The 25,704-nt window shown below is 38.9% G+C and carries 26 protein-coding genes; 21 read left to right on the top strand and 5 right to left on the bottom strand.

Going from position 1 to position 25,704, the window contains the following annotated elements; translation table 11 throughout:
• Positions 1–22 precede the first annotated feature (22 nt).
• Complete coding sequence (locus tag HMPREF0873_RS02750) at positions 23–1,066, top strand: AEC family transporter (RefSeq protein ID WP_038125434.1); 1,044 nt, start codon at positions 23–25, stop codon at positions 1,064–1,066.
• A 96-nt stretch (positions 1,067–1,162) separates the two neighbouring features.
• Here HMPREF0873_RS02750 and HMPREF0873_RS02745 read toward each other — a convergent pair whose 3' ends face one another.
• The 3 genes from HMPREF0873_RS02745 to HMPREF0873_RS02735 all read right to left on the bottom strand — a co-directional run bounded on the left by HMPREF0873_RS02745 (position 1,163) and on the right by HMPREF0873_RS02735 (position 4,866).
• Complete coding sequence (locus tag HMPREF0873_RS02745) at positions 1,163–2,719, bottom strand: polysaccharide biosynthesis protein (protein WP_008714178.1); 1,557 nt, start codon at positions 2,717–2,719, stop codon at positions 1,163–1,165.
• A gap of 3 nt (positions 2,720–2,722) precedes the next feature.
• A complete protein-coding gene (gene fba, locus HMPREF0873_RS02740) occupies positions 2,723–3,652 on the bottom strand; it encodes a class II fructose-1,6-bisphosphate aldolase (RefSeq protein WP_008714176.1) in 930 nt (309 codons plus the stop codon).
• A 248-nt stretch (positions 3,653–3,900) separates the two neighbouring features.
• Complete coding sequence (locus HMPREF0873_RS02735) at positions 3,901–4,866, bottom strand: RluA family pseudouridine synthase (protein ID WP_008714175.1); 966 nt, start codon at positions 4,864–4,866, stop codon at positions 3,901–3,903.
• A 226-nt stretch (positions 4,867–5,092) separates the two neighbouring features.
• On the opposite strand from HMPREF0873_RS02735, the gene HMPREF0873_RS02730 reads away from it, so the two are divergent.
• The 12 genes from HMPREF0873_RS02730 to HMPREF0873_RS02675 all read left to right on the top strand — a co-directional run bounded on the left by HMPREF0873_RS02730 (position 5,093) and on the right by HMPREF0873_RS02675 (position 15,964).
• Positions 5,093–6,688 (top strand): WG repeat-containing protein, encoded by a 1,596-nt coding sequence (locus tag HMPREF0873_RS02730; RefSeq protein ID WP_038125432.1) that lies wholly within the window; start codon positions 5,093–5,095, stop codon positions 6,686–6,688.
• Positions 6,689–7,095: 407 nt separating this feature from the next.
• Positions 7,096–7,590, top strand: coding sequence for a YajQ family cyclic di-GMP-binding protein (locus HMPREF0873_RS02725; RefSeq protein WP_004696277.1), 495 nt, complete (start codon positions 7,096–7,098; stop codon positions 7,588–7,590).
• 70 nt (positions 7,591–7,660) lie between these two features.
• Positions 7,661–8,779, top strand: a complete 1,119-nt coding sequence (cbiD, locus tag HMPREF0873_RS02720) for a cobalt-precorrin-5B (C(1))-methyltransferase CbiD (protein ID WP_038125431.1) — start codon at positions 7,661–7,663, stop codon at positions 8,777–8,779.
• Positions 8,755–9,381: a precorrin-6y C5,15-methyltransferase (decarboxylating) subunit CbiE gene (cbiE, locus tag HMPREF0873_RS02715; RefSeq protein ID WP_008714169.1), complete on the top strand. Its 627-nt coding sequence runs from the start codon at positions 8,755–8,757 to the stop codon at positions 9,379–9,381. The genes cbiD and cbiE overlap by 25 nt, the downstream gene beginning before the upstream one ends.
• The gene (cbiT, locus tag HMPREF0873_RS02710) at positions 9,378–9,965 is read left to right on the top strand and encodes a precorrin-6Y C5,15-methyltransferase (decarboxylating) subunit CbiT (RefSeq protein WP_004697307.1); all 588 of its coding nucleotides are present in this window, start codon (positions 9,378–9,380) and stop codon (positions 9,963–9,965) included. Before cbiE ends, cbiT begins: the two co-directional genes overlap by 4 nt.
• A 1-nt stretch (position 9,966) precedes the next feature.
• The gene (gene cobM, locus HMPREF0873_RS02705; RefSeq protein WP_004696269.1) at positions 9,967–10,728 is read left to right on the top strand and encodes a precorrin-4 C(11)-methyltransferase; all 762 of its coding nucleotides are present in this window, start codon (positions 9,967–9,969) and stop codon (positions 10,726–10,728) included.
• Between the two features lie 4 nt (positions 10,729–10,732).
• Entirely contained in the window at positions 10,733–11,878 is a 1,146-nt protein-coding gene (locus HMPREF0873_RS02700; RefSeq protein WP_050756199.1) for a cobalt-precorrin 5A hydrolase, read from the top strand.
• A gap of 29 nt (positions 11,879–11,907) precedes the next feature.
• Positions 11,908–12,597 carry a precorrin-3B C(17)-methyltransferase gene (cobJ, locus tag HMPREF0873_RS02695; RefSeq protein ID WP_004696265.1) on the top strand — a complete coding sequence of 230 codons (690 nt, stop codon included), beginning with the start codon at positions 11,908–11,910 and terminating at the stop codon, positions 12,595–12,597.
• A complete protein-coding gene (gene cobK / locus HMPREF0873_RS02690) occupies positions 12,594–13,382 on the top strand; it encodes a precorrin-6A reductase (RefSeq protein ID WP_008714166.1) in 789 nt (262 codons plus the stop codon). Before cobJ ends, cobK begins: the two co-directional genes overlap by 4 nt.
• Positions 13,369–14,034 (top strand): precorrin-8X methylmutase, encoded by a 666-nt coding sequence (locus HMPREF0873_RS02685; RefSeq protein WP_004696261.1) that lies wholly within the window; start codon positions 13,369–13,371, stop codon positions 14,032–14,034. Before cobK ends, HMPREF0873_RS02685 begins: the two co-directional genes overlap by 14 nt.
• Before the next feature lie 152 nt (positions 14,035–14,186).
• Positions 14,187–15,182: an iron ABC transporter permease gene (locus HMPREF0873_RS02680; RefSeq protein WP_008714164.1), complete on the top strand. Its 996-nt coding sequence runs from the start codon at positions 14,187–14,189 to the stop codon at positions 15,180–15,182.
• Positions 15,182–15,964: an ABC transporter ATP-binding protein gene (locus HMPREF0873_RS02675; protein WP_008714162.1), complete on the top strand. Its 783-nt coding sequence runs from the start codon at positions 15,182–15,184 to the stop codon at positions 15,962–15,964. Before HMPREF0873_RS02680 ends, HMPREF0873_RS02675 begins: the two co-directional genes overlap by 1 nt.
• Before the next feature lie 67 nt (positions 15,965–16,031).
• Here the strand turns inward: HMPREF0873_RS02675 and HMPREF0873_RS02670 are convergent, their stop codons facing one another.
• A complete protein-coding gene (locus tag HMPREF0873_RS02670) occupies positions 16,032–16,973 on the bottom strand; it encodes an ABC transporter substrate-binding protein (RefSeq protein ID WP_004696256.1) in 942 nt (313 codons plus the stop codon).
• A 51-nt stretch (positions 16,974–17,024) separates the two neighbouring features.
• Entirely contained in the window at positions 17,025–18,014 is a 990-nt protein-coding gene (locus HMPREF0873_RS02665) for a sirohydrochlorin cobaltochelatase (RefSeq protein ID WP_004696254.1), read from the bottom strand.
• Between the two features lie 461 nt (positions 18,015–18,475).
• Between HMPREF0873_RS02665 and HMPREF0873_RS02660 the strand changes: the two genes are divergently transcribed.
• From HMPREF0873_RS02660 to HMPREF0873_RS02625, 8 genes are all read left to right on the top strand, one after another.
• Positions 18,476–19,357: a sirohydrochlorin cobaltochelatase gene (locus HMPREF0873_RS02660; protein ID WP_008714159.1), complete on the top strand. Its 882-nt coding sequence runs from the start codon at positions 18,476–18,478 to the stop codon at positions 19,355–19,357.
• Positions 19,358–19,566: 209 nt separating this feature from the next.
• On the top strand, positions 19,567–20,421 hold the full coding sequence (locus tag HMPREF0873_RS02655) for a sirohydrochlorin cobaltochelatase (protein WP_038125428.1): 855 nt from the start codon (positions 19,567–19,569) through the stop codon (positions 20,419–20,421).
• A gap of 87 nt (positions 20,422–20,508) precedes the next feature.
• Complete coding sequence (gene cobI / locus HMPREF0873_RS02650) at positions 20,509–21,216, top strand: precorrin-2 C(20)-methyltransferase (RefSeq protein WP_004696248.1); 708 nt, start codon at positions 20,509–20,511, stop codon at positions 21,214–21,216.
• Between the two features lie 29 nt (positions 21,217–21,245).
• Complete coding sequence (locus HMPREF0873_RS02645) at positions 21,246–22,625, top strand: cobyrinate a,c-diamide synthase (protein ID WP_008714158.1); 1,380 nt, start codon at positions 21,246–21,248, stop codon at positions 22,623–22,625.
• Between the two features lie 85 nt (positions 22,626–22,710).
• Entirely contained in the window at positions 22,711–23,253 is a 543-nt protein-coding gene (gene cobO, locus HMPREF0873_RS02640; RefSeq protein WP_008714156.1) for a cob(I)yrinic acid a,c-diamide adenosyltransferase, read from the top strand.
• A 139-nt stretch (positions 23,254–23,392) separates the two neighbouring features.
• The gene (locus tag HMPREF0873_RS02635) at positions 23,393–23,782 is read left to right on the top strand and encodes a class II SORL domain-containing protein (RefSeq protein WP_004696242.1); all 390 of its coding nucleotides are present in this window, start codon (positions 23,393–23,395) and stop codon (positions 23,780–23,782) included.
• Positions 23,783–24,101: 319 nt separating this feature from the next.
• Positions 24,102–25,331, top strand: a complete 1,230-nt coding sequence (locus tag HMPREF0873_RS02630) for an aspartate kinase (protein WP_004696945.1) — start codon at positions 24,102–24,104, stop codon at positions 25,329–25,331.
• Positions 25,332–25,338: 7 nt separating this feature from the next.
• Positions 25,339–25,656: a hypothetical protein gene (locus HMPREF0873_RS02625; protein ID WP_004696238.1), complete on the top strand. Its 318-nt coding sequence runs from the start codon at positions 25,339–25,341 to the stop codon at positions 25,654–25,656.
• The last annotated feature ends 48 nt before the right edge of the window (positions 25,657–25,704 follow it).

Below are 25,704 nucleotides of genomic sequence, written 5' to 3'. Positions count from 1 at the left end.
TGAACTGTACGGGAGGTTTACTATGGTTTTTCTAACATCTTTGCAAAGTATCATACCTATTGTGCTACTTATTTTGTTAGGATATATATTAAAAGGGCGGGGCATGTTTAATCCCACATTTAGTGGTAATTTATCGCGATTTATCATGTCGGTTGCATTACCAGCGGGAGTATTTGTATCTGTATTACATCACCTACATACTTCAGATATATGGAATTTACGATATGGCATGTTAGTGGTTGTCTTAACATATGTTATTGCATATATCGTAGCTTTCATTATGATGAAAATGCTGAAAGTTCCTAAAGGACGACGTGGTATTTTTATCAATATGGTAGTAAATGATAACTGCTTATTTATTGGGTTACCAGTGCAAATTGCACTCTTTGGGCAAGATGCGCTGCCGTATTTCCTTTTATATTACATCGGTAACACTATTTCCGTATGGATGGTAGGGGTATTCCTTATAGAACTAGATCCACTACCAAATTCTGAAGTAGATTTTAATAATGGTTCCCATAAGATTGATAGTATAAATAATAGGTTAGTATCTACTAAAGGTAAAAGTAAGAAGCCTAAATTTGATTGGAAGAAGTTATTACCACCACCTTTGATAGGTTTTTTTGTGGCATTAATCTTCTTGTTCTTTGAAATTCCTTTACTTCCAATTTTGCATACTACCTTGAATTACTTAGGCGATATGGTAACCCCATTGTCGTTAATCTATATTGGTATTGTGCTTCATGATGCTGGCTTAAAAAGTATGCGTTTAAATAAAGACTCCATCGGTGGGATTGTAGGACGATTTGTCATATCCCCGATTATCATGTTCTGTTTGATTACGGCTTTACAATATGGAGCAGGCATTGTTCTAGAACCAATTGCAATCATTACCTTTGTTGTACAATCAGCAGGACCTGTTATTGCAGTATTGCCAATTGTAGCTAATGAATCAAAAGCTGATTTACCATTTGCTACAGGTTTAGTTATGATTAGTACCATACTATTTGTTGTAGTAATTCCAATTATAATGGAAATTTTAACAATGATAGGTATACAGGCTTAAAATAAGAAGAAGATTAAAATAAGTAAATAAAAAATAGGTTCCTAATGGTCATATAGGTGACTATTAGGAACCTATTTTTATGTAAGTATATATAGCTTATCTAAAGAATCTACCAACGAGTGGCATGCTAGCACCATCGTTTTTATTGAGGCCTTTTAAAAGGACCATGATAATAACGTAGAGCAATAAGCCTTCGATACCAGTGAGTATAAAGTTAGCCCACATTGGTAAGATATCTGTTAAATAGTGGTAACTCAAGAAGATGAGTATACCCATAACACCGGCACTGACCACGTTTTTCCAAAGAAGGGAAATATCGAGGAAGTAGCCTGTGTATTTTTTGATATAAATCAAGTTGAGTAATGCGGCAAAGCCTATATCAGCAACGGTTGCCCAGGCGGCACCGCCGATGCCTAGCCAAGGAATAGCAGTCAGTGTCCAGTTAAGGATAACCTTGATTATGAGGGAAATTCCCATATTTATGACTGGAATACGTGGCCTGTTGAGCCCTTGTAAGATACCTGTTGTTACTTGATGTACACCTAGGAAGAATATAGAGAACGCCGTGATTTGCGTTGCTAGTTCTGCCTTAGGCGCATTGTAAATCAGTGTAACGGTGGGGGCAGCCAGTACATACAATAGCACTGTAAATGGTACGGTTGCCATAAATGTTAGTCGCATAGAGCCTGCAGTGCGATCATATATACCTTGATGATCTCGTTTGGCAAAGGCATGAGAGATAGCTGGTACAATGCTTGTCGCAAGGGCTGCGGTAATAATGGTAGCTAAGTTGATGAGTGGTACTGCCATCCCGGTAAGGTAACCGAAGAGTTCTGTTACTTCGTTCATCGGGAACCCCGCATCTAATAAGCGACGTGGTACGATAAGTAAATCGAGATTCGCCGTCAACGGTAACATGATACTTGCTAAGGAAATTGGTATGGACAATGTTAAGAGTCGTGACAAAATTTCTTTAGCTGATTCACGAGGGCCATCATAGCTTTCACCAGTACTACTAGCCTTAGGTAATTTGTAGTAATAATACAACAGCACCAGGAAGGCTCCAAAAGCACCTACACCTGCACCCAAGCTAGCACCACCTGCTGCGGCTGGTAAACCGTAAGGCAATAAAATAGCAGCAGCACCTAGCATAACGATAACCCGTAGCAATTGTTCTACAATTTGGCTAATCGCTGTGGGCGTCATCATTTCATAGCCTTGGATATACCCGCGGAAACAGGAAATCCATGTTACAAAGAATACTGCCGGAGCGAGCGCGATGATAGAGTAGTAGGCACGGCTTTCAGCAATGAGACCACTAGAGATTAACCAATCTGCACCAAAGTACATGGCAAGACTGGCGATAAAACCTGTTATAGTCAACATTGTAAAAGAAATATTGAATACTCTCTTAGCACCACCAAAGTCGTGTAAGGCTAATCGTTCTGCCGTCAAAATAGAGATGGCAATCGGCACACCTGCGCTCGAAATTTGTAATAGTAACAAATAGATAGGAAAGGCCATCTGGTAGATACCGATGCCTTCACCACCCAAGATACGGGATAGAAGAATCCAGTTGATACTACCGATGGCTTTCACTACGAAACCGGCAATTGTTAAAATTAAGGTTCCTTTTAAAAATCCACTAGTCATTGATTATAGTTTGTTAGAAGAACCTAATACATTTTTGATTTTGTGAGCTACCATGCCTTTAATAGCATCACGAGCAGGTCCTAAATATTTGCGTGGGTCAAACTCAGATGGGTTTTGAGCCAAGTATTCGCGTACAGATGCAGTCATAGCAAGGCGAAGGTCTGTATCAATATTGATTTTGCAAACCGCCATTTGAGCTGCTTTGCGAAGCATTTTTTCAGGTACGCCTTGTGCACCAGGGATGTTGCCACCAAATTCATTACATTTTGCTACGAATTCAGGCAATACGGAGGATGCCCCATGCAATACGATTGGGAAGTTAGGCAATAATTCGCCAACTTTTTTTAAACGATCAAAATCGAGGTAAGGGTTGCCTTTGAATTTGTATGCACCATGGCTAGTACCAATAGCGATTGCTAAGGAGTCTACACCTGTGAGATGGACAAACTCAGCAGCTTGTTCAGGATCAGTGAAGCGAGCATCTGCATCAGATACGTTTACATCATCTTCAACGCCTGCTAAACGGCCCAATTCTGCTTCTACTACAACGCCGTGAGCGTGAGCATATTCAACAACTTGTTTTGTGATTTTTACGTTTTCATCGAAATCATGATGCGATGCATCAATCATAACGGATGTAAAACCACCATCTACACAGTCTTTACAAATTTCGAAGGAATCGCCGTGGTCAAGGTGAAGAGCGATTGGTAGATTGCTGTCTTCAAGAGCGGCTTCCACAAGTTTTACAAGGTAAATATGTTTAGCATATTTACGTGCGCCTGCAGATACTTGCAAGATAAGAGGAGATTGTTCCTCTTTTGCTGCATCTACAATACCTTGTACGATTTCCATGTTGTTTACATTGAAAGCGCCAACAGCATAGCCGCCTTCATAGGCTTTTTTGAACATTTCTGTAGTAGTAACTAATGGCATGTTGTCCTCCTTGGCCATAGGGCCTGTTATATCATGTTATTAATACTGTGACTGCTAATATTTCTAGCTTGTAAGAACTAGATGAATTTCTGTTATTGCAATCATATATCAATTCAAGTTAAGTATATCAAGAAACACTATAAAGGGCCAATATTTTTTGTATAACTTATGCATAAATTTCGTCTTATTTTGTGACCCATGTGGGGTATTTCTGTGTGTTAGCATTTATTTAGTGGTGTTATATCAGCTCAATCGTTCAGCAATACATTCATATCCTCTGGCATCTCTGCATGCAGTTCGAGCCATTCATTTGTTATGGGATGGTAAAAGCTTACGTGCGATGCATGCAGTGCTTGGCGTTGAATAAATTCTAGATGACCACCGTATAAGTCATCACCAGCTAGTGGATACCCTAGTTGAGATAAATGAACTCGAATCTGATGAGTGCGCCCTGTGTGTAATAAGCATTGCACATGAGTAAAGTGATTATAAACTATTATAGAGTTGTCAGCTGGACATATATTACTATTATTAATCATATCATCAGAGTTGTTTTTACTATAGTTAAATTTGCTTGTATTTTTACTAACCACTGTTATATCCGTGCGAGCCGGCTTTCCTTGGTCTGTACAACAACGCTCAATGATACTGTCTGGTTTACGACCTATAGGCCAGTTAATGCTTATACGCACAGAAGGGAGATGCCCTTCTACAATGGCGTCGTAGATTTTGTAAAAATGGGTGTGTTTTTTATCAAAAGCATGTTGTACTACGGATGTCTTAGCAATGATGACAATACCAGAAGTATTCTTATCTAATCGATGTACGGGATGGAAATCATAATGCTGATTTGTTTCTTGGTAGTAATGAAGTACACCATTTGCCAGTGTATGATTCCGTACAGTAGAAGTGGGATGCATGAGAATCCCTGCCGCCTTATTAATGACTAAGATATACTCATCCTCATATATGATATCTAAACTCATAGGGCTTAGGCTAAACTCTTGCTCTGGTGTTAACTTCATAACGAGATGATCGCCACCGTGAATGAGCGTATTCCAAGTAGCAAATTTACCATTAACTGTTATGATGCCTTCATTTCGTAAACGGCGTCTCATGCGCTGGGAGATATGCTGTTGTTTTATAACATGATTTATAGATTGTGTGTGTACACCAGAATCTACAATTAAGTCGATTATTGTTGCTGTTTTCATACGTATTATTATAACAAATAAAATATAAATGAAGAATTTTTCATAATTCGTTGTTTTTATGAAGGTCCATATAGTATAATTTGAATTATTAAATTTTATACATTATTTATGTGTGAACTTTTTTTACTGTAAAACTGTGTGTTTAGTTATAACAGTATATTTTATGAACTATATATGTATGTTAAGGACTGTATGGTTATAGCTTATTCTATAAAAGGAGAGGTTTATGAATATTAACAAGAAATCTGTATTAGTCGCATGTGTGTTAGCGGCTATGTCTACAACAACTTTTGCGGCGTCCACTACGACATCTACTAGTAGCACAACGGTAACAAACCAAGACACACCAACATCTACTAGTACACGTGTAACTCGTGAGGAACATACAACGACTACATCAACTTCTACTGTTCGTACAGAGAGCTCTAGCTCTTCTAAAAGCACTAAAGCTAGTGTAGGCGTAATGACTCCTCAAAAACTTGAAGAACGTAGTGCACTTTCTGGCTATATCGCAGCTGATGTGGCGAGCGCATTAAACCCTTATCGCAATGCTCCTAAATCTTTAAAATCTGGTAAAGGCACTACTTTCAAAAATGACGAAGTGCTTGAACATGGTGTATTGGCAGCTATGAAACAAGGTGGTAAATGGGGTGTTATCCGTCCAGATGGTACCGTTGCTATTGAGCCTAAATATAAAGAAATTAAAGATGTTGATTATAAAACGGGCAATGTGTTAGCTCAAGTAGATAAGAAAACAGACACTTGGGTTACCCCTAAGGGTGTAGAAATCTCTGAAGAGGAAGCTTTAAAAGAACGTGTTAAACAAGAAGCAACTCAAGAGTATGCAAGTGATTCTTATGTAGAGTTTAAAGAAAAAGGTAAATATGGCTTTAAAACTACTGACGACAAAGTAGTGATTGCTCCACAATTCCGTCAAATCGTGACTGGATTTAGCGAAGACCGTGCTTTTGTTAAAAATGCTAAAGGTAAAATTGTAGCTATTGATGGTACTGGTAAAGAATTATTTAATGCTCCATCGAAAGAGGTATATAGATACCGTAATGGTCTGGCTGAATACCGCCGCTCCGTGAGTGGCTTTAATTTAGGTGGCCTTGTAGGTGGCTTCATCGTGGGCGGTATCCTTGGAGGTGCGCTTTTAGGTGGTCAACATTATCACGTAGGTGGTTTTGCCTATGATGGTGCAAAACGTGGCTATATCGATCGCTCTGGTAATATTGTTATTGACAGCAAAAAAGATAAAGTATGGCCTATCACAGCTTATGGCACAGTAATTAAAGATGCTGGTAACTTATATTTTGTGAACCGTAAAGGTGAAGTTGTTATTCAACCAGGCGATTACGATGCAGGTGAAATGGATAAATTAAATGGTCTATTAGCGTTAAGAGACAATAAGACTGAGAAATGGGGCATTTTCGATGTATCAACAGGTAAGCAAGTAGTAACCTTTAAATATGATTCTATTTCCTTTGCAGGGACTGATCGTTTAGTAGTTGTGAAAGATCATGTTAAAAACCTTATCGATATGAATAGTGGTAAATCCTTGTATTCTGCTCAAACAGAAGCAACTATTGAACCGTTCAACAACGATACTGTAACATGGGTTCATACTGGTAAAGAGGGCTATACAATCATAGATAATAATGGTCATATTTTATTTAGAGATACAAACAAACTTATTGAAGACGCTAAGTCCTTTAACCATGGTTTCAGCTCTGTTAAGTCTAAAGGTAAATGGGGAATCATGAACTCCAAAGGCGAATGGCTTGTACAACCTACATATGATGCGGTAAACGTTTTATAATATAATTGGTTGTAGAATTCCTTTGAATTTGTATTGTCTTTAGTTTTGGCTTAATTAGTATTTTAGTTATAGTTCTTAGCTATAAACTAAATACAACGTAATATCGTTATACAGAAACTAGCAATGTACATATATTATGTATGTTGCTAGTTTTTTTATTATTTGTCTTGTGTATTGCATAACCGTATTAGAGAACTTTCACTATACTTATAAAAACCTTATTAATACATAGCTAACAATTATAATTAAGAAAATCGATTTACCTAGAAAATAAGCGTATTTTAAGGTATAATTATAGAGATGTATTCTGATTTGGTGTAGTTTTACACTTTCACTTGGAATATGAGGATGATGAAAGTAATGCTATGAACCTTATGCCCAACAGGTTCAGGTGTAGGAGGTATAAAATGGCTAAAGATTGTTCCTTTGACGTTGTGTCTGAAGTGGATATGCAGGAAGTGGATAATGCGGTAAACCAAGCAAAAAAAGAAATTGGTACGCGTTATGATTTCCGTGGCTCTAAAGCGGAAATTAGTCTTGAAGGCGACACTATCAAAATCATCGGTGATGATGAATACAAATTGAATGCCATTATCGATGTATTAAAAGGCAAGATGGTTAAACGTAATGTAGCGATTAAAAATCTTGACTACGGCAAAGTTGAACCAGCAGCAGGTGCAACAGTTCGTCAAATCATTACGATTAAAAAAGGCATTACTAAAGAAAATGCTAAAGAAGTAGTAAAAGCAATTAAAAACATGAAAATTAAGGTGCAAGCCTCTATCCAAGAGGATCAAGTGCGCGTATCTGGTAAGGATAAAGATGATTTGCAAGCAGTAATCCAAATGTTAAAACAATTGGATATCCCTGTAGAATTGCAATTCGTTAACTTCCGTTCTTAATACTATATGTCCATAGGATAGGTTAGTTAGACTCGTTTGTGTCGCTAATACTATCAGTGTAGGAGGCCTTATGAAAGTGGAGGACATGAAGGGTGGATATACCACAGGTTCATGTGCTACGGCAGGTATGAAAGCTGGTTTATTGGCCCTCTTAGATAAGAATATTGTGGACCAAGTGGTCATTGAGAACCCTCAAGGGCAGTACATTGAGGTTCCTATTAAAGCGGTAGAGATTATATCCGATACAGAGGCGAAGGTGACCGTCATGAAAGACGGCGGCGACGATCCTGATGTAACTCATGGAAATGATGTAGAAACGACAGTGTCCCTTGACAATACTGGTGAACTTCGATTTCGAGCTGGCTTTGGTGTAGGTACTGTAACGAAACCAGGCCTTGCTATGCCACCAGGAGAACCGGCTATCAATCCAGGGCCCCGGGCAATGATGAAAATAGTTTTTGAAGAACATTGTGTCCATGGTCAAGGTGTGACGGTAACCGTTAGTGTTCCTAATGGTAAGGTATTAGCTAAGAAAACATTAAATCATACACTTGGTATCGAAGGTGGCATTTCTATTATTGGTACTACAGGTATTGTTAAGCCTATGAGTGAAGAAGGGTTTAAGAACTCGTTAGTACCACAGCTGAAAGTTATGAAGGCTAACGGATGTGAAACAGCTGTTCTCGTACCGGGGCGTATTGGTCAAGATCTTGCAGAGCAAGTATTAGGTATCCATAAGAACCAAATGGCAGAAACGAGTAACTTTATCGGATTTATGCTAGAAAAGGCTGTACAGATTGGATTTAAGCGAATCCTAATTATCGGTCATATCGGTAAGTTAATCAAACTAGCTAGTGGTAGCTTCCATACTCATAATCGCATGAGTGATGGCCGTATGGAAAGCATCGTGGCCTATGCAGCCTTAGAAGGGGCATCGCAAGCGGTTTGTGAAGAGTTATTTAATTGCCAAACTACAGAGTCTACATTCCCTATATTGGAGCGAGAAGGCCTGACTGGTGTGTACCAACGTGTTGTAGATCGTGCATCTCTACGTAGTGAGCGTTATATAGCTAACGAAGCAGAGGTGGGGATCATTATTACGACCTTAAAAGGTGAGATTTTGGCAATGGATAAGCATGCAAAAGAGATAGGAGAACTTGAACATTGGCACATACCTTGTATATCGTAGGCATTGGTCCGGGTAATCCTGATTATGTGGTGCCTAGAGGCCTTAATTTAATTAAACATGCTACAGTATTGGTAGGCAGTGAACGGTCCTTAGAGGACTTTCAAGAGCCTGGACAAATTACATATCCTGTAACGGGTAAACTTAGTTTATTAGCCGAACAAATTGAGCAGGAGCTCAAGAGCCATGACGTGGTGGTCATGGTTAGTGGTGATACAGGCTACTATAGCTTGTTGCCCTATTTAAAGAAGAAATTTACTGCTAATCCTATTGAGGTGGTACCAGGTATTAGTTCTATGACCTTTGCCTTTGCCCGACTCAATGAGGTATGGCATGATGCGGATTTAATGAGCTTTCACGGTCGCCAACCGGCACCAGAGAAACTCGTATATGAAGTAGGTAAAAAGATGGGATTCTTGACGGATCCTGAATATAATCCAGCGCATATTGCGCGTATTTTAATAGATGCAGGTTGGCCAAAAGAAACGAGAGCGGCAGCCCTTGAGCGCTTGAGTTATGATGATGAAAAAATCGTAGACTCTACGCTAGAGGTGTTAACTGAGCTTGAAGGCTTTGGTCATTCTGTAATGGTGGTACTAGGATGAGACATTTTTTCGGAATTCCTGATGAGGAGTTTATCCGCGGCGATGTGCCGATGACGAAGTGCGAAATTCGCAAAGCCGTTATGAATGAGGCACGCATCGAGGAGGATAGCATAGTCCTTGACGTAGGTGCTGGTACGGGCTCTATTTCTATTGAAGCAGCCTTGGCAGCTCCTAAAGGGCATGTATATGCAATTGAGCGCTTTGATAAAGGTATCGACCTTATCAATGAGAATATAAAGAAATTCAATGTAAATAATATGACCGTAATCAAATCCAAAGCTCCTGAAGGCATGGAAGAATTGCCAGAGCTTGATGCGGTTATCATCGGTGGTAGCGCTGGTGGCATGACAGGCATCATGGACGAAGCGCAACGTCTTTTAAAAGTAGGTGGCCGTCTAGTAGTAACTGCTGTAACGATGGAGACTGGTTATACAATCTTGAAAGAGTTGAAAGGTCGTCCTTTCACGTATGAAGGTTACCAAATGTCCATCAGCCGTTACCGCAAGGCTGGTCCCTATCATTTGTTAGACCCATTGAGTCCAATTTTCATTGTATCTGCAACGCGTATCGCAGAAGGAGAGTAATATGGTTGACGTACATATCGTAGGTGCAGGCCCTGGGGATCCTGAGTTAATTACTCGCAAAGGGTATCGTTTAGTGCAAGAGGCAGATGTTGTAATTTATGCGGGTTCCTTGGTAAACCCTGCCATTTTAGAGGCTTGTAAACCAGGTTGTGAAATTCATAACAGTGCTACGATGAACCTTGATGAGGTTTTAGCTGTTATGAAAGCTGCCGTTGAGGCTGGTAAACGTGTAGTTCGCCTTCACACAGGTGATCCTGCTATTTACGGTGCTATTCAAGAGCAAATGGATGCATTGGCTGGCATGGGCATTTCTTATGAAGTCGTGCCGGGTGTAAGCTCTTTCCTTGCTACAGCAGCGGCTTTGAAACAAGAGTATACATTACCAAATGTATCTCAAACAGTTATTATTACGCGTATGGAAGGTCGTACACCGATGCCTCCAAAGGAAAAATTGCGCATGTTAGCATCTCATGAAGCGACAATGTGTATTTTCCTTAGCGTTCAAATGTTAGATAAGGTTGTAGCTGAACTCATCGAGGGTGGTTATGACAAAACAACTCCAGTGGCTATCGTGGTAAAAGCGTCCTGGCCAGACCAACGCATTATCCGTGGCACATTGGAAACCATTGCGGATATTGTAGCTAAAGAAGGCGTATTGCGCCAAGCTATGATTGTAGTAAGTCATGTATTAGATAGTGAATACGAATTATCTAAACTCTATGACAAAGGCTTCGCTCACATGTACCGCAGTGCTAAGGACTAGTATGATGAAAGAACTAGAAACTGGTGCGCCTATGACGGGAGCAAAGAAGAATAGAACGGCTATTCTCTCCGTTTCTGAACGAGGTGCGAAGCTAGGTCAACGCATCAAGTCTTTGGTGGCACCTCATGCGGATTGCTTTGAAAAGGAAAACCGTTCCTCTGGTGGAGAGGCTATTTATTTTGATTCCCTCAAAAATCATATTGGACAGATTTTTAAGGATTATGACCAAGTACTATGTATTATGGCGCTTGGCATCGTAGTGCGTATGATTGCACCATATATTGAACATAAATCCAAGGATCCTGCGGTAGTCGTAATGGACGAAGTAGGACACCATGTGATTAGCTTATTATCTGGTCACCTTGGGGGCGCTAACGAATGGACGCAGTCCATTTCGCTGGCCATCGATGCGGACCCGGTCATTACAACGGCAACGGATGTAAACGGATTGCCAGCGCCTGACGTCTTGGCGCGCCATGAGCATCTGTTAGTAGATGATTTTCAAACCTTAATTAATGTGAACTCTGCCATCGTTGGGGGAGAGCGCGTTGATTATTATATCGATGCAAGCTTAGAGAATGCTGATCATTTAGAGGAAGCTACAAAAGCTTATATTGGTGAACATGGCATAGTTCACGTTGTTTCTTTGGAACAACTAGATTCTATTCCATGTAAAAATGAAAGCGCTGAAGAGGGTGCTTCTCGCGTTGTCATTACGGACAAAGTAATGACCGAGTATGGTCATCAATTGATTTTACGCCCTCGTACCTATACGATGGGGATTGGCTGTCGTCGTGATACGCCAAAGGAATTAATCCTTGATGCTATACAACAATCTTTGACTGCACATCAGCTTTCACCAAAGAGCCTTGTAACGGCCGCATCGGTCATCGTTAAACAAGACGAAGTAGGCCTCTTAGAGGCTATGCAAATAATGGGGTGGCCTATCGTGTTCTATACACAGGAGGAGATGGCACCACTCATTGAAGAAGAAGAATTAAAAGAATCTAATTTTGTAAAAGGAACTATAGGAGTAGGAAACGTATGCGAGACAACGGCATTACTAGCGGCCAAGAGCCGAACACTAATACAGCACAAAACAATTTATCCCAAAACAACGGTAGCCATTGCACAGGTAACATCAAAGTAATTGGCATAGGCCCTGGCGATGAAGAGTTTATGACGCCTCAAGCACGCGAAGCTATCTTAGCGGCTGACCGTGTTGTAGGTTATTTGACTTATCTTGACTTGATTAAAGACCTCATTGAAGGCAAAGAAACTGTAGGTACTGCAATGATGCAAGAAGTAGATCGTTGCCAACAAGCTGTTGATTTAGCGGTAGAAGGCCATCAAGTCGTAGTTGTATCATCTGGTGACTCTGGCGTATACGGCATGGCAGGTCTTGTGTTGGAACTTGCTAATAAAGTACCAGCAGAAAAACGTCCTTCCGTAGATATCGTACCTGGCCTTAGTGCTGTAAACGTAGCGGCTTCTGTTTTAGGCGCTCCGTTGATGCATGACTTTGCAGTTATTTCTCTTAGTGACTTGATGACTCCATGGGATTTAATTAAAAAACGTGCTGACCTTTGTGCACAAGGTGACATGGTTATCTCCTTGTATAACCCGCGCAGTAAAAAACGCGTTACTCATTTAGATGAAGTTCGTGAAATCGTTCTTAAATACCGCGATCCTAAAACACCTGTTGGCATCGTGCAAAAAGCAGGTCGTCCAGGGCAACACATGGTAATTTCTGACCTTGAGAATTTCACAAACGAAGAAGTGGATATGCAAACACTTGTTATTATCGGCAATAGTCAAACCTATGTTGAAAATGGTCGCATGATTACACCTCGAGGCTACAAATTATGATTTGGGTCATCGCTGGTACCTTAGATGGTCGTACCTTAGCGGTAGACATCCAAGAACGGACAGGTGAAGAGGTTCTCGTTACTGTTGTGAGTCAATATGGGGCAGAGCTTGCTGCCCATAAAGGCATTACTGTTCATACGGGCCGTCTTGATCAAGAGGCTATGCAAAATTTGATTAAGAAACACAACGTACGTTTATTAATCGATGCAAGCCATCCGTATGCGGCTATTGTTACAGCTACGGCCCAAGATGCAGCAAAAGCTGAAGGTATTCCTTTTGTTCGCTTTGAACGTAAAGAGGTGCCATTGCCAGACTATGATAAATTACATATTGTAGTGGATGAGGTAGAAGCCGCTAATTTAGCTGGCAAATTGGCAAAGGAAAACAATAAACATGTGTATTTGACCACAGGTAGTAAGACAATGCATATCTTTGCTAAATCTGAGGCTTTACAAGATTGTGAAGTATGGACACGTATTTTGCCGACTGCAGAGGTGTTACAAATGATGGAAGACCTCAACGTGAGTCCTAAGCGCATTGTTGCTGTTCAAGGTCCATTTTCTTATGATATGAACCGCATCATGTTCCACGATACACAGGCAAGCGTTGTAGTTATGAAAAACTCTGGCCTTGTAGGTGGTGCTGATACAAAATTACAAGCTGCTATGGATCTTGGTATCCATGTTATTGTTATCGATCGTCCACGTGTTAAACTTGAAAGTCACGTGGTATCATCAAATGATGAATTCTTTAAATTATGGGAGGACACTAATGGATTACGTTAAAAATCCTAAAGCTATTGAAGATAAAAGCATGGAAATCATTTATGATTATGTAAAGGATTTAGGCTTAACAGATGATGAAGTGCGCGTTGTATCTCGTACAGTACATGCGTCTGGTGATGTCGAATATGCTCAACTCGTAAAAATGAGCCCTGATGCTGTTCAAAAAGGTATTGAAGCATTGGATAATGGTGCAGACATTTATACAGATGTAGAAATGGTTCGCACAGGTATTTCTAAGCCAGCTCTTAAAATTCGCGGCAATGAAGTGCACTGCTTAATTAAAGACGAAAATGTAGCTAAAATGGCTAAAGAATTAGGTGTAACTCGTTCCATTGCGGCTATGCGTACCTTTGGTAAACAACTAGAAGGACAAATCGTTGCTATCGGTAATGCACCAACTGCATTGTATGAAGTGTTGCGCCTTGCTCTTGAAGAAGGCATTAAACCAGCTCTTATTATTGGTATCCCTGTAGGCTTTGTAGGTGCTGCAGAATCCAAAGATTATTTGATGGAAGTATCCCCAGTTCCTTACATCACTGTAAAAGGCAACAAAGGTGGTAGCCCAATAGCTGCCTCCGTATGTAATGCATTGCTTTACACAGACGTAAAACGCAATGACATGCTTTTTGTAGAAGGTAAAGAATCTAAATAATACAAAACCCGAATCGTGTTTTAGTAGTTTTGCGATTCGGGTTTTACTGTATATATTTTTCACAATAATTAGCTAAACATAAATTAGCTAAACACGATAATTATACTATATTAAATTTCTTATAATATAGTTAATTTTGAGAGGGGGTTCATATGGCATCTAGTAATGAACGAAAATTATTTCGTGTATCAGTGATTTGTATCTTAATCATCGCCGTTATTATGAGCATGATTATATCTCTTATTTGGGGATCAACACCCGTATCATTAGCTGAGATTTGGCATACATTATGGTCTAGTGAGCTAACTGACACATCTTCACAAATTATTTGGAATATTCGATTGCCTCGCAATATTGTAGCCGCGTTAGTGGGGGCTTGTCTAGCTGTATCTGGTGCAATTTTGCAAGCAGTTATGAAAAATCCCCTAGCAGATCCACAGATTGTAGGGGTATCCTCTGGTGCAGGACTAGCTGGTGTTATCATATTTATTTTATTTCCTGGATATGATTATATAGTTCCTTTAGTGGCCTTTTTAGGTGCTATGGCTGCAGCACTCATGGTGTATGCATTAGCATGGAAAAATGGAGTGCGACCTAGTCGTATTATCTTAGCTGGTGTTGCGGTCGCAGCCTTTTTAGGCTCAGGTATTTCAGCACTACTTGTATTCTACGGTGATCGTGTACAAGGGGCATTGCTTTGGATGGTAGGAGGACTCGCTGCACGCAGTTGGCCTCAAGTAGAAGTGCTGTTTCCATATGCCATAGTTGGCCTTATGTTTGCCTGTTTAGGAGCTAAACGACTTACCATTTTAAGTTTAGGTGATGAAACTGCAAAGGGATTAGGCCTTAAAGTAGAACAAACACGGTTTATTATGACTGCAGTGGCGGCTCTTTTAGCGGCTGGTGCTGTAAGTATAGCTGGGCTTATCGGATTTGTAGGTTTGGTTATTCCCCATATGTTACGTCTTATAATCGGTAACGACTATGCATATTTACTGCCTGGATCCGCATTATTAGGCGCCCTAGTTCTTGTTGTCAGTGATACAATAGGACGTGTTATGTGGAGCCCTATAGAGGTACCAGTGGGTATTATTATGGCATTCTTTGGAGCGCCGTTCTTCTTGTATCTCTTGAGGAGGGATAACTAATGAATACTGCTATTGATGTAAAACAGTTATCCGTAACTCTTGGTAATCGTCATATTCTACATGATATTAATGTATCGGTACCTATTGGTAAAATTACGACATTAATAGGGCCTAATGGTTGTGGTAAAAGTACGCTTTTACGATCTATGATTGGTTATATCCATAGTCCTCATGAATGTATTACCATATTTGATAAACCGTTACAATCATATTCTCAAAATCATCTGGCACGGCAAATGGCATTTTTGCCACAAGTACCGAATATGCCAAAGGATATGACTGTAGAAGAATTGGTATATTGCGGACGGTATCCATACCAAACATGGTGGAAAAACACGGCTAAAGAAGATCGTGAAATCGTTGATTATGCATTAGATATCACAAAAACGAATCATTTGCGAGAACAATTAATCCCATCCCTATCTGGTGGTGAACGGCAACGCGTTTGGATTGCTATGGCGCTAGCACAGCAACCAAAATTATTAGTCTTAGACGAACCAACAACATATTTAGATATTAATCACCAATTAGAAATTATGGAGTTATTGAAACGATTAAATAAGGAACAAGATTTAACCGTTCTCATGGTACTTCATGAACTAACACAGGCGGTTCAATATTCACATTATATGGCTATTATAAAAGAGGGTCATTTAGTAACGTCAGGAGAGACAAGTAAAATTATATCGGATGAATTGTTTAGAGATGTATTCTCTGTAGATGTACAACTTGATACATTTGATAATAAAAAATATGTACGCGTAAAAGGATTAGTTGAGTAGCTTGATACTAATAAAAAAGAGGGCATTCCCTATTTGGGGGATGCCCTCTTTCGCATGACGTAATATATTAGAATGTAACATTAATACCGTATGCTTCTTTAACTAAACGTGCCATAGCTTCAGGTGTTTGTAGACCTGGGTTTAATAGGAATAGTTTAGATGGTAAGTATATTACGCGGTTATTTTGTACGGCTTTTAAATTAGCCCATGCAGGATTATCTGTCATAGCTTGTTTCATAGCTTTGGTAATTTCTTCTTCTTTACCCATTGTAACAACAAAGATAATATCAGGGTTATCTGCTGTCAATGTTTCAAGAGAGTAAGGGACCGTTTTGTCCTTGGTTGTGCCATCTAGGTGAGAGGAGACAACATTTGTCATACCTAGTTCTTTTACCATTGATGCAGTAACTGCTTCATCAGTTTCGGCAGTTACACCCTTTCCTGTGGCACGTAACACGGCAACACGTGCAGGTTGTTGATTCTTAACTGCATCTTTTACCTTGGTAATATTGTTTTCATAGGTAGTAATAACAGACTTAGCCTTATCTTGATGATTAGTTAATTCACCAAGAAATGTTAACATTGGTACATTATCTTTAATACCATCGTAATCAAAAAGTACGGTTGGAATATTATTAGCTTGTAATTGGGATTCATATTTTTTATGTTGATTTACTAAACCCAATACTACATCTGGCTTCAAGCCTAATAATTGTTCCATGTTGATATTTGCAGTTTGACCAAGAGCTGGTAGAGCTTCTAACTCTGGTGCTAGTTTATCCGTTGTATTGGCACGGCTAATAGCCTTACCATCGACAGCATAAAGCATAGATAAAACAGAATTAGATAATACAGCAATTTTTTGTGGATCCTTTGGTACAGTATAGGTTTGGCCATTAAAGGTCAATTCCTTCGTAGTAGCAGAAGAGCTGGATGTGGTTTTACCACACCCAGCTAGTGCTAGTACAATCATAACCAAAGCGATACTACCGAGTAGTAGTTTTTTCATGATGTACTCCTATGAATGTTATATATGCAATAACGATCTTAGTTATATTGATTATTTTTCTAATGCATCCCAAGCTTCGTTAGCACGTTCAACAAATAAGTTACGGATGTTTTGGTTTTCACCTAAACCATGGATGTAAGTGTCAACTTTGAAGCCTTCTTTTTCAAGAATGGATTTGTGGGAATCTGGTTCGTTACCAGCCATGTCGTTGTTTGCATGGTCACCAGCAACCATCATGAAAGGCATCAATGTAACATGTTTAATACCATGTAATTTCAATTGAGGGATAACTTGTTCAAGATTTGGTGTACCTTCTACTGTGTAGATGAATACATTTTTCATGCCAAGAGTATGGATACGGTCTTGAATTACAGAATAGTATGCATTGGAAGGATCTGGAGTACCATGAGCCATGATAAGAAGACCATCTTCTTTACCTAATTTAGGGAATTGGGATTGAACAGCTTTTAATGTTTCAATAACTTGGTCAGTTTGGTTTTCTTGACCCATCCAGTACATAAGAGAAGTACCGAGTGTCATTTTTTTGAAATCATTTTTGTATAAATTATATACTGCTGCATCGTAGTTATATTCCATACCAGGAATTACATCTAGAGATGCCAATGCAACGCGAGTGTAACCATCTTTTTTAAGTTCAGCTAAAGCTTCTTCAGGTGTAGGGTATGTTATACCTTCTTTTTGTTGGATACGATCACGAATAATATGGCTTGTGAAAGCAGTTATCACTTTAGTATTTGGGTGTGCTGCCTTAATAGCATCTACAGTAGCATCGATTGTTTTCACACGAGTATCTTTATAAGTTGTACCAAAGCTCATAACAACCATAGCATCTTTGTTTGGCAAGTTTTGTAAAGCTTCTGTATTATGTGTACGAACACCAATTGCAGCGGCTTCTTTCAATGCTGGTGTAGGATCTTTTACTTCCTCATTTAATTGATATGCAGCATTAGATACAACTGGTGCACCAAAGGATACTGCAAGACCTAGAATAGCGGATGCTAAAGCTAATTGTTTTTTCATTTCTATACTCCTATCTATAACTATAACTACACTAATATGCAATCATTTACATAGTTCTATTATATGAAAACTATGGATTCATCGCATATATATAACCTTATTTCAATCGTAACAAAGCGGAAAACAGGTGTCAATAAACCCTATACCCCTAGAAGTATAAGGAATTTGAGAGATTATTAATAAATTAATGTGATGAATAAAGTATGATAGTACATTTTATAATTATATTCTTGTTGGTTATAAGGATATGAATATGTGAATATATGAGTAATTTTATTTTAAATATATTTTGATGGGGCCCCATAATATTACTACAACTAAATTAATCGTTATAAATATTAATTTTGATATTTTTTCTCATTGACTTCTATAGATTAATCTTGTACTATTATTACATAGTAGTTGATAACAATTTTCAATTGTGAAAGTTGTTTCATGTATGAGTAATATGGAGGTCACATATGAAAGGCATAATTATTGCATCCTTTGGATCAATTTACCAAGATGCTGTGGAGAAATCCATTGGCAGTATAGAGAAAAAAGTACGTTCCATGTATAGCGATATGGAGGTACGCCGTGTATTCTTATCTGATGCATTAGTAGAGAAGTGGAATGAGAAGTACGAAGATAAGATTTCTTCTTTCACAGAGGCTATGCAAGATTTCGCTCGTATGGGTATCGATGAGGTGTACATTCAACCTATTACCTTGGTGGCAGATCAGTGTTACCAACAAATGCGCAAACAAGCATTAAAATTTTTACATAGCAATGAATATGGTTTTAGCCAGGTAAATATTGGTAAACCATTGCTTACCTCTTTAGGTGTAAAAAATTATGCCGATGATTATGAAGCAACATTAGAAAGCATTGTTCGTCACGTTAATACAAAAGCACTTAATAAATCTGTTGTGCTCATGGCGAATGGTCAAAATCAATTAGAGTTCAGTACATTGCAATTAAAAGCTATGTATGGAGCAGCGCCAAACGTAGTAGTATTTACTACAAATGGTTTCCCTACTTTTAAACAAGCTCTTACTTTCTTGGATCGTATGGGGCATAAAGATTTATTAGTTGTACCATTGGCTCTCATAGGTTCTACACATTTAATGGACTATCTTGGCGGTGAACGCTCCGATTCCATTTATGCTTTACTCGCTGAGGAAGGCTACAATGTTGATATCTGGAATGAAGGGCTTGGGGAAAATCCATATGTACAAGATTTATTCTTGAAACATTTAGGTCAAGCTATCCGCATGTCTGATCGTAAACGGCCCATGCCTAGAGAATCCGTCAAACCTGTCATGACAAATTCTCGCTTAGAAGCGCAAGGTTTGATTTCTTGATGATATTTGTTATTACATAATTAGACATACAACACTCCACTCTTTCACATTAATAAAAATCCTCCTTGTTGGACATCCAATGAGGAGGATTTTTACATTTACCATGAAAGATAAGAATAATTTCTATTTTATACGTACCACGGTATGCCCCTATAGAATGGTCTATGGTATGATTAAGATACATTATTAGTTAATATAAGGAGACATTCATGAAACAAGCTATCTTAGTTGTTGCCTTTGGATCCACTGTGGACAGTGCTCGTGAACATAATATCGATTCCGTAGTAGAACATATTCGTAAATCGTATCCGGATTATACTGTAGAATTAGCTTTTTCCTCTCGTATCATCGTTAAGCGCTTACGTGAGCGTGGTATTGAGATTCCTACTGAACAAGGGGCGTTAGAAAAACTGATTCAAGAAGGTTATACACATGTATATGTGCAGCCACTTCATTTCACCGGTGGTGAAGAGTTCGATAAATTAAAAAATAATGTCCTTGCTCATGAAGGTGAAGGTCAACTCGAAGTATTGCGTGTAGGTAGACCTCTCGTATACTATATGGGACAAGAAGAGCACCCAGATGATTACCAAATCTTGATTGACCGTTTCATTAAATCTCTTAATATTTCCAAAGATGATGGTTTGTTATTGGTCGGTCATGGAGGTCTTGGTTCTGGCAATTCTTCATATGGTAATTTACAGTTTAAGCTAATCCGTAATGGACTTACGAATGTGCGTATTGCTGTACTTGAAAACGCACCATATGTGTCAGATGTAGCAATGCCTTGGGAATGGCTTGATGGTAAACGTCCAAAAACAATTTATGTACATCCTTTATTATTGGTACTCGGGGATCATGCACAAAATGATCTCTTTGGTGACGAAGAGGATAGTGTTGTTAATGAACTTTCTGGAGCAGGATATGCGGTTAAACCAATTCATAGTGCTCTAGGTGAATATGAAGCGATTCATGATATTTTCCGTCAACATGTGCAAGATTGTATTGATGATTTGTATGGCAAACGTAGCCCACATCGTCCTGCAATTCCAAATATTAAATAGTATCTTTGTATATATTGTATAAATTGGTTATAATAAAAGATATTGCAATTATAAATAGAAGTGAGACTATAAGAATAGGAGATACCCATGAAAGGTAAATTATATGGTATTGGCGTAGGCCCTGGCGATTCTGAATTAATGACTGTGAAAGCTGCTCGCATCGTAGGTGAAGCAGATATTATCATCACACCTAAAACAGAAAAAAAAGATGGTTCCGTAGCCCTTGATATCGCATCCCCATATATCCAAGAACATACAGAAATCGTTCCCGTAGTATTCCCAATGGTGTTGGATGATTCTACGCAAGAGGAAGGCTGGCAAGAGGCTAAACGCGTTATCTTGTCTTACTTAGATGAAGGTAAAAGTGTTGTATTTTTAACACTAGGTGATCCTATGTTCTACAGCACATATATGTATGTATACCGTTTGATTGAAAATACAGGTCATGAAATTGAAACAATTCCTGGCGTTACTGCATTCTGTGCAATCGGATCTCACCTTGGCTACCCAATCGTAGAGAAGGAAGAAGTATTGGCCATCGTTCCAGCTACAGCGCCTAAAGAAAAAATCGATGCTGTATTGGCTGTTGCAGATGATGCAGTTATCATGAAGGTATATAAAAACTTTGATGAAGTACAAGAAACCTTGATTAAACATAATATGGCAGATGATGCGGTTATGATTAGCCGTGTAGGTTTGCCTGATGAGCAAGTATTCGTAGGTTTAGATAATATACCAAAAGATACTAAACTCAACTACTTATCAACAATTCTTGCAAAACGCAAGGATCGTTAACAAACACGTCGTATTACGAGGTAATATCTATGAACACAGTACAGATTCCACGTGTTGTCATTGCTGGTACCAACTCTGGTGTTGGTAAAACAACTATCGTAGCGGGCTTATTGGCCGCTTATGCAAATGGTGGACGTACGGTGCAATCTTTTAAAGTGGGCCCGGATTATATTGATCCGGGCTTTCATAAAATTGCATCCGGCCGTGACAGCTATAATTTAGATACGTGGCTCGTGCCACCTCACAAGTTAACTCCTTTCTTTGCTACTATGGCGCACGATGTAGACCTTGCCATTATTGAAGGTGTTATGGGCCTTTACGATGGTGGTCGAGAAGGCGTTAGTTCTACGGCTCAAATTGCTAAACAGTTAAATGCACCGGTGGTGCTTGTTATTGATTGTAAGGCTATGGGTGAAAGTGCGGCAGCTATTGCTAAAGGGTTCCGTGACTATGACCCAGAGGTAAACTTTGGCGGTGTCATTTTGAACCGCTTAGGCTCAGCCAATCATGAGCGTATGGTTCGTGAAGGGATGGATAAAATCGGCGTACCTGTTATTGGTGCCATTTATCGTGATGATCGTATGCATTCTCCAGAGCGTCATTTAGGACTTACACCAGTTACTGAAATCGATCCAACAGAGGCGATTAATACGATTCGAGAAGCTGTTGAGAAGATGGTAAATCTCGATGCACTATTGGAAATTGCTACCAATGCACCAACTATCGAACTACCAGATTCTATAGATGTTAAATCCATTGAAAAACGTGTGAAAATCGGTGTAGCTTATGATGAGGCATTCTCTTTTTATTATCCAGCTAGTCTTGCTGCGTTAGAGGAAAAAGGGGCTGAGCTTGTTTACTTTAGTCCGCTTAATGATTCGGTAATTCCCGATGTAGACGGACTTGTATTTGGGGGTGGCTTTCCAGAAATGTTTTTATTCCAGTTATCTAGCAATGAGTCTATGAAGGAATCTATCCGCCAAGCTAATGCACAAGGTATGCCTATTTATGCCGAATGTGGTGGCCTTATGTATCTTTGTGAAAGCATTCATGACTTTGAAGGCTCTGTATATAAAACTGTAGGTATTGTACCTGCCAATTGTGTGATGCAACAAAAGCTTCAAAAGGTGGGGTATGTTACAGCAACTGCAAAGAGAGATACTTTATTAGGCGCTATGAATACAGCTATTCGTGGTCATGAGTTCCATTTCTCTACAATGGAGCCAACTATAGATGACTTCCCATGGGCTTTTCATTTAGAAGGAGGCCGTAAACTTCAATCGTATGACGGCGGCTATGCAACAAAAAATGTATTAGCTTCTTACTTACATTTGAACTTTGCTGGCTCTGATGAAGGGGCACAACATTTTGTTGATACATGTGCTGCTTACAAATCCCAAAAGTTATAGATGTGTAGATGTATTTAATAGATTTATATGACTATGTGTTATCACAATTACATTCTGCGGGACAGGTCGTATTAAAGGAGCTATTATGGAAGAACGTGGATTAATTCTAGTTAATACAGGGAATGGTAAAGGTAAAACAACAGCGGCATTAGGCGTTGTTTTACGTGCTGTCGGACAAGGTTTCAAGGTTCTTATATTACAATTTATTAAGAGCGGTAATGGTTATGGTGAATTGGCAGGTCTCGCTAAACTAGGTGATCAAGTTGAAATTCGCTCTATGGGAAAAGGTTTTATTTACTATAAACGTGATGAAGTAGGAGAAGCTGAGCTTGCTCGCCACAAAGAAGCAGCACAAGCCGCTTGGCGTACATTAGTAGAGGAAGTAAACTCCGACAAATGGGATCTAATTGTTATGGATGAAATAAATAATGCCATTAATTATGAGCTTATCGATGTGCACTCTGTAGTGGAAATGCTTAACAATAAGCCAAAAAGACTTCATGTTGTTTTGACAGGCCGTTATGCTAAACCTGAAATCATTGATATGGCGGATACTGTAACAGAAATGAAGGTAGTAAAGCATGCTTATGAAAAGGGCATAAAAGCGGCTAAAGGTATAGAATTTTAATTTAATTCAAAAAAATCGAAAAAAATCGAAAAAGAACTTGCTAAAACTATATCGAAAATGTATAATATAGTCATAAGCACAGAGGTGCTCAATATTCTTGACATTAAGTATGTATATAAGACTAACCAGGAGGTTAACTATGGCTGTACATGATTACATTAAATCTGGCGATTTCGCTACTGAAAAACACGTTCCTGTTATCGAAACAGTTGACACTGTAAAAGCAGGTGAAACATTCCACGTTACTTTATCCGTAGGTAAAGACATTGCACATCCAAACACTGTAGAACATCACATTGATTGGATTAAATTGTACTTCGTAGCTGAAGGCACTCAATTACCATTCGAAGTTGGCGCTATCGAGTTCAACGTTCATGGTGACGGTGCAACTGCAAACGAAGGTCCTGTAGCAGCAGTTTCTGAAGGTACTTTAGCAGTAGCTTTGAAAAAATCCGGTAAATTGATCGCTGTTTCCTACTGCAATATCCATGGCTTGTGGGAATCCGAAAAAGATATCGTAGTTGCTTAATTAACTATTACAACTAATAAAGACCAGTCCTAGGGCTGGTCTTTTTGTATATCTATGTGTTTACATAGTTTAATAATGAGGCAAAGTTAAACTTTTAATAGTAGATATTTAATGGCATTATGGCTAATACATGTTAGGATTGTTTAATGCATATTCATAATATTATAGACATATTATTTGATTTTTAATGTCCGCATAAAAAGGAGTTTTGTATCACTCCAGTGGATTAATTGCTGTACATCCCTTTACAGTGCTATTTGTTTGTGGTAAAGTATATGCATATTGATATTTAGTAAACATAGTTAAATGAGGGATTATTGTGGCCTTAATCGTTAAAAAATTTGGTGGTAGTTCCGTAGCTACACCAGAAAAAATATTTAATATTGTTGATCGCGTTCTTCGTGAGAAGCAAGCTGACGATAAAATCGTTCTTGTTGTATCTGCTATGGGTGATACAACTGATGACTTGGTGGCCTTAGCTAAACAAGTTACATCCAAGCCGTATGGTCGCGAAATGGACCGCTTGTTGTCTACCGGTGAACAAGTAACAATTGCATTGATGGCAATGGCTTTTAACGAACGTGGTCAGGAATCTGTATCCTTAACAGGTGATCAAGCAGGTATTACAAGTAGTGATACGTTTAATAAAGGTCGCATTTTGGGCGTTGATCCTAATCGTGTGTTTGAAGCTTTGGATGAAGGTAAAATTGTAGTAGTTGCTGGTTTCCAAGGTATAACTGAATATGGTGATATGGTGACATTAGGCCGTGGTGGCTCTGATACAACAGCTGTTGCATTGGCAGGTGCTATGAAAGCGGATGTATGTGAGATTTTTACGGATGTAGACGGCGTATATTCTACAGATCCTCGCGTGGCGAAGGAAGCTTTCAAATTAGAAGAAGTAACGTATGGTGAAATGCTTGAAATGGCACGCCTTGGTGCAGGTGTAATGCAACCGCGTGCTGTAGAAATGGGTTTCCGTTATGGTGTACCTATTCATGTACGTTCTACATTTAGTGATAAACCAGGTACTATTATTCGGGAGGATTATACTGTGGAAGCAAATAAACACGTAATTACTGGCGTAGCTGATGATACAAATACAGCAAAAGTAGCCCTTGTAGGCGTTGAAAATAAACCAGGCGTTGCAGCGACTGTATTCAAAGCATTAGCTGCTAGAAACGTTGACGTAGATATGATTGTTCAATCTATTCGTTCCGTGGGAGAACCAAAAACTGATCTTATCTTTACAGTAGCTATGGATGATGTGGTATTAGCTCGAGAAGTATTAGAAGAATTACAAAAAGCAGTAGATATTGAAGCTGTTAATATTGACGAAAAAATGGCGAAAGTTTCCATTATTGGTGCAGGTATGTTAGGACAGCCTGGTGTAGCTGCGCAAATGTTTGATATTTTGAGCCAAGAAGGTATCAATATTGAAATCATTTCTACTTCTGAAATTAGTATTTCTTGTCTTGTTGCTGAAGATCGCGTAAAAGATGCTGTTCGTGTAATTCATAATGGCTTATTGTTAGATCAACGAGGTTAATCATTGCATGGATAGTCTACGTAGTTTTATGGATGAAATGCTCAATGACCAAGGTCGTAAGGAAGGTTTCATTAGCGATCTACTAGGAAATCTAAAAAATCAGCCTATTCCAACATTGGAACAAGCTCAAACTGGTTACACAACAATGAGTAATTTACATGGTATCTTCTATGATTACGATAAATCTGAGGTTACTATTACTTACAAGGTTGTACCAGATATGTATCAACCATATACATTGAGTTTTATACAATTCGAAGCCGTGTTAGAAGGCTTATTAACCTTGCGTCGCAATCAAAAGTGGCAGATGCAACATAATAAATAATATGAACCCCATGGGAATACTTGCCTATGGGGTTTTATAATTCGATAA

This window comes from Veillonella sp. 3_1_44 (assembly GCF_000163715.1).
Taxonomy (GTDB): domain Bacteria; phylum Bacillota; class Negativicutes; order Veillonellales; family Veillonellaceae; genus Veillonella; species Veillonella parvula_A.
This window is presented reverse-complemented; position numbering and strand designations above follow the sequence as displayed.

Excerpts from the sequence above, each read along its gene's own strand:
- fba (WP_008714176.1), bottom strand. The coding sequence starts at position 3,652 with ATGCCATTAGTTACTACTACAGAAATGTTCAAAAAAGCCTATGAAGGC.
- HMPREF0873_RS02635 (WP_004696242.1), top strand. The coding sequence starts at position 23,393 with ATGGCTGTACATGATTACATTAAATCTGGCGATTTCGCTACTGAAAAA.
- HMPREF0873_RS02725 (WP_004696277.1), top strand. The coding sequence starts at position 7,096 with ATGGCTAAAGATTGTTCCTTTGACGTTGTGTCTGAAGTGGATATGCAG.
- cobJ (WP_004696265.1), top strand. The coding sequence starts at position 11,908 with ATGACGCCTCAAGCACGCGAAGCTATCTTAGCGGCTGACCGTGTTGTA.
- HMPREF0873_RS02675 (WP_008714162.1), top strand. The coding sequence starts at position 15,182 with ATGAATACTGCTATTGATGTAAAACAGTTATCCGTAACTCTTGGTAAT.
- HMPREF0873_RS02745 (WP_008714178.1), bottom strand. The coding sequence starts at position 2,719 with ATGACTAGTGGATTTTTAAAAGGAACCTTAATTTTAACAATTGCCGGT.
- cobO (WP_008714156.1), top strand. The coding sequence starts at position 22,711 with ATGGAAGAACGTGGATTAATTCTAGTTAATACAGGGAATGGTAAAGGT.
- HMPREF0873_RS02735 (WP_008714175.1), bottom strand. The coding sequence starts at position 4,866 with ATGAAAACAGCAACAATAATCGACTTAATTGTAGATTCTGGTGTACAC.
- HMPREF0873_RS02670 (WP_004696256.1), bottom strand. The coding sequence starts at position 16,973 with ATGAAAAAACTACTACTCGGTAGTATCGCTTTGGTTATGATTGTACTA.
- HMPREF0873_RS02645 (WP_008714158.1), top strand. The coding sequence starts at position 21,246 with ATGAACACAGTACAGATTCCACGTGTTGTCATTGCTGGTACCAACTCT.
- cobM (WP_004696269.1), top strand. The coding sequence starts at position 9,967 with ATGGTTGACGTACATATCGTAGGTGCAGGCCCTGGGGATCCTGAGTTA.
- HMPREF0873_RS02680 (WP_008714164.1), top strand. The coding sequence starts at position 14,187 with ATGGCATCTAGTAATGAACGAAAATTATTTCGTGTATCAGTGATTTGT.
- cbiD (WP_038125431.1), top strand. The coding sequence starts at position 7,661 with ATGAAAGTGGAGGACATGAAGGGTGGATATACCACAGGTTCATGTGCT.
- HMPREF0873_RS02700 (WP_050756199.1), top strand. The coding sequence starts at position 10,733 with ATGAAAGAACTAGAAACTGGTGCGCCTATGACGGGAGCAAAGAAGAAT.
- cbiT (WP_004697307.1), top strand. The coding sequence starts at position 9,378 with ATGAGACATTTTTTCGGAATTCCTGATGAGGAGTTTATCCGCGGCGAT.
- HMPREF0873_RS02685 (WP_004696261.1), top strand. The coding sequence starts at position 13,369 with ATGGATTACGTTAAAAATCCTAAAGCTATTGAAGATAAAAGCATGGAA.
- HMPREF0873_RS02660 (WP_008714159.1), top strand. The coding sequence starts at position 18,476 with ATGAAAGGCATAATTATTGCATCCTTTGGATCAATTTACCAAGATGCT.
- HMPREF0873_RS02655 (WP_038125428.1), top strand. The coding sequence starts at position 19,567 with ATGAAACAAGCTATCTTAGTTGTTGCCTTTGGATCCACTGTGGACAGT.
- cobI (WP_004696248.1), top strand. The coding sequence starts at position 20,509 with ATGAAAGGTAAATTATATGGTATTGGCGTAGGCCCTGGCGATTCTGAA.
- HMPREF0873_RS02730 (WP_038125432.1), top strand. The coding sequence starts at position 5,093 with ATGAATATTAACAAGAAATCTGTATTAGTCGCATGTGTGTTAGCGGCT.
- cobK (WP_008714166.1), top strand. The coding sequence starts at position 12,594 with ATGATTTGGGTCATCGCTGGTACCTTAGATGGTCGTACCTTAGCGGTA.
- HMPREF0873_RS02625 (WP_004696238.1), top strand. The coding sequence starts at position 25,339 with ATGGATAGTCTACGTAGTTTTATGGATGAAATGCTCAATGACCAAGGT.
- HMPREF0873_RS02750 (WP_038125434.1), top strand. The coding sequence starts at position 23 with ATGGTTTTTCTAACATCTTTGCAAAGTATCATACCTATTGTGCTACTT.
- HMPREF0873_RS02665 (WP_004696254.1), bottom strand. The coding sequence starts at position 18,014 with ATGAAAAAACAATTAGCTTTAGCATCCGCTATTCTAGGTCTTGCAGTA.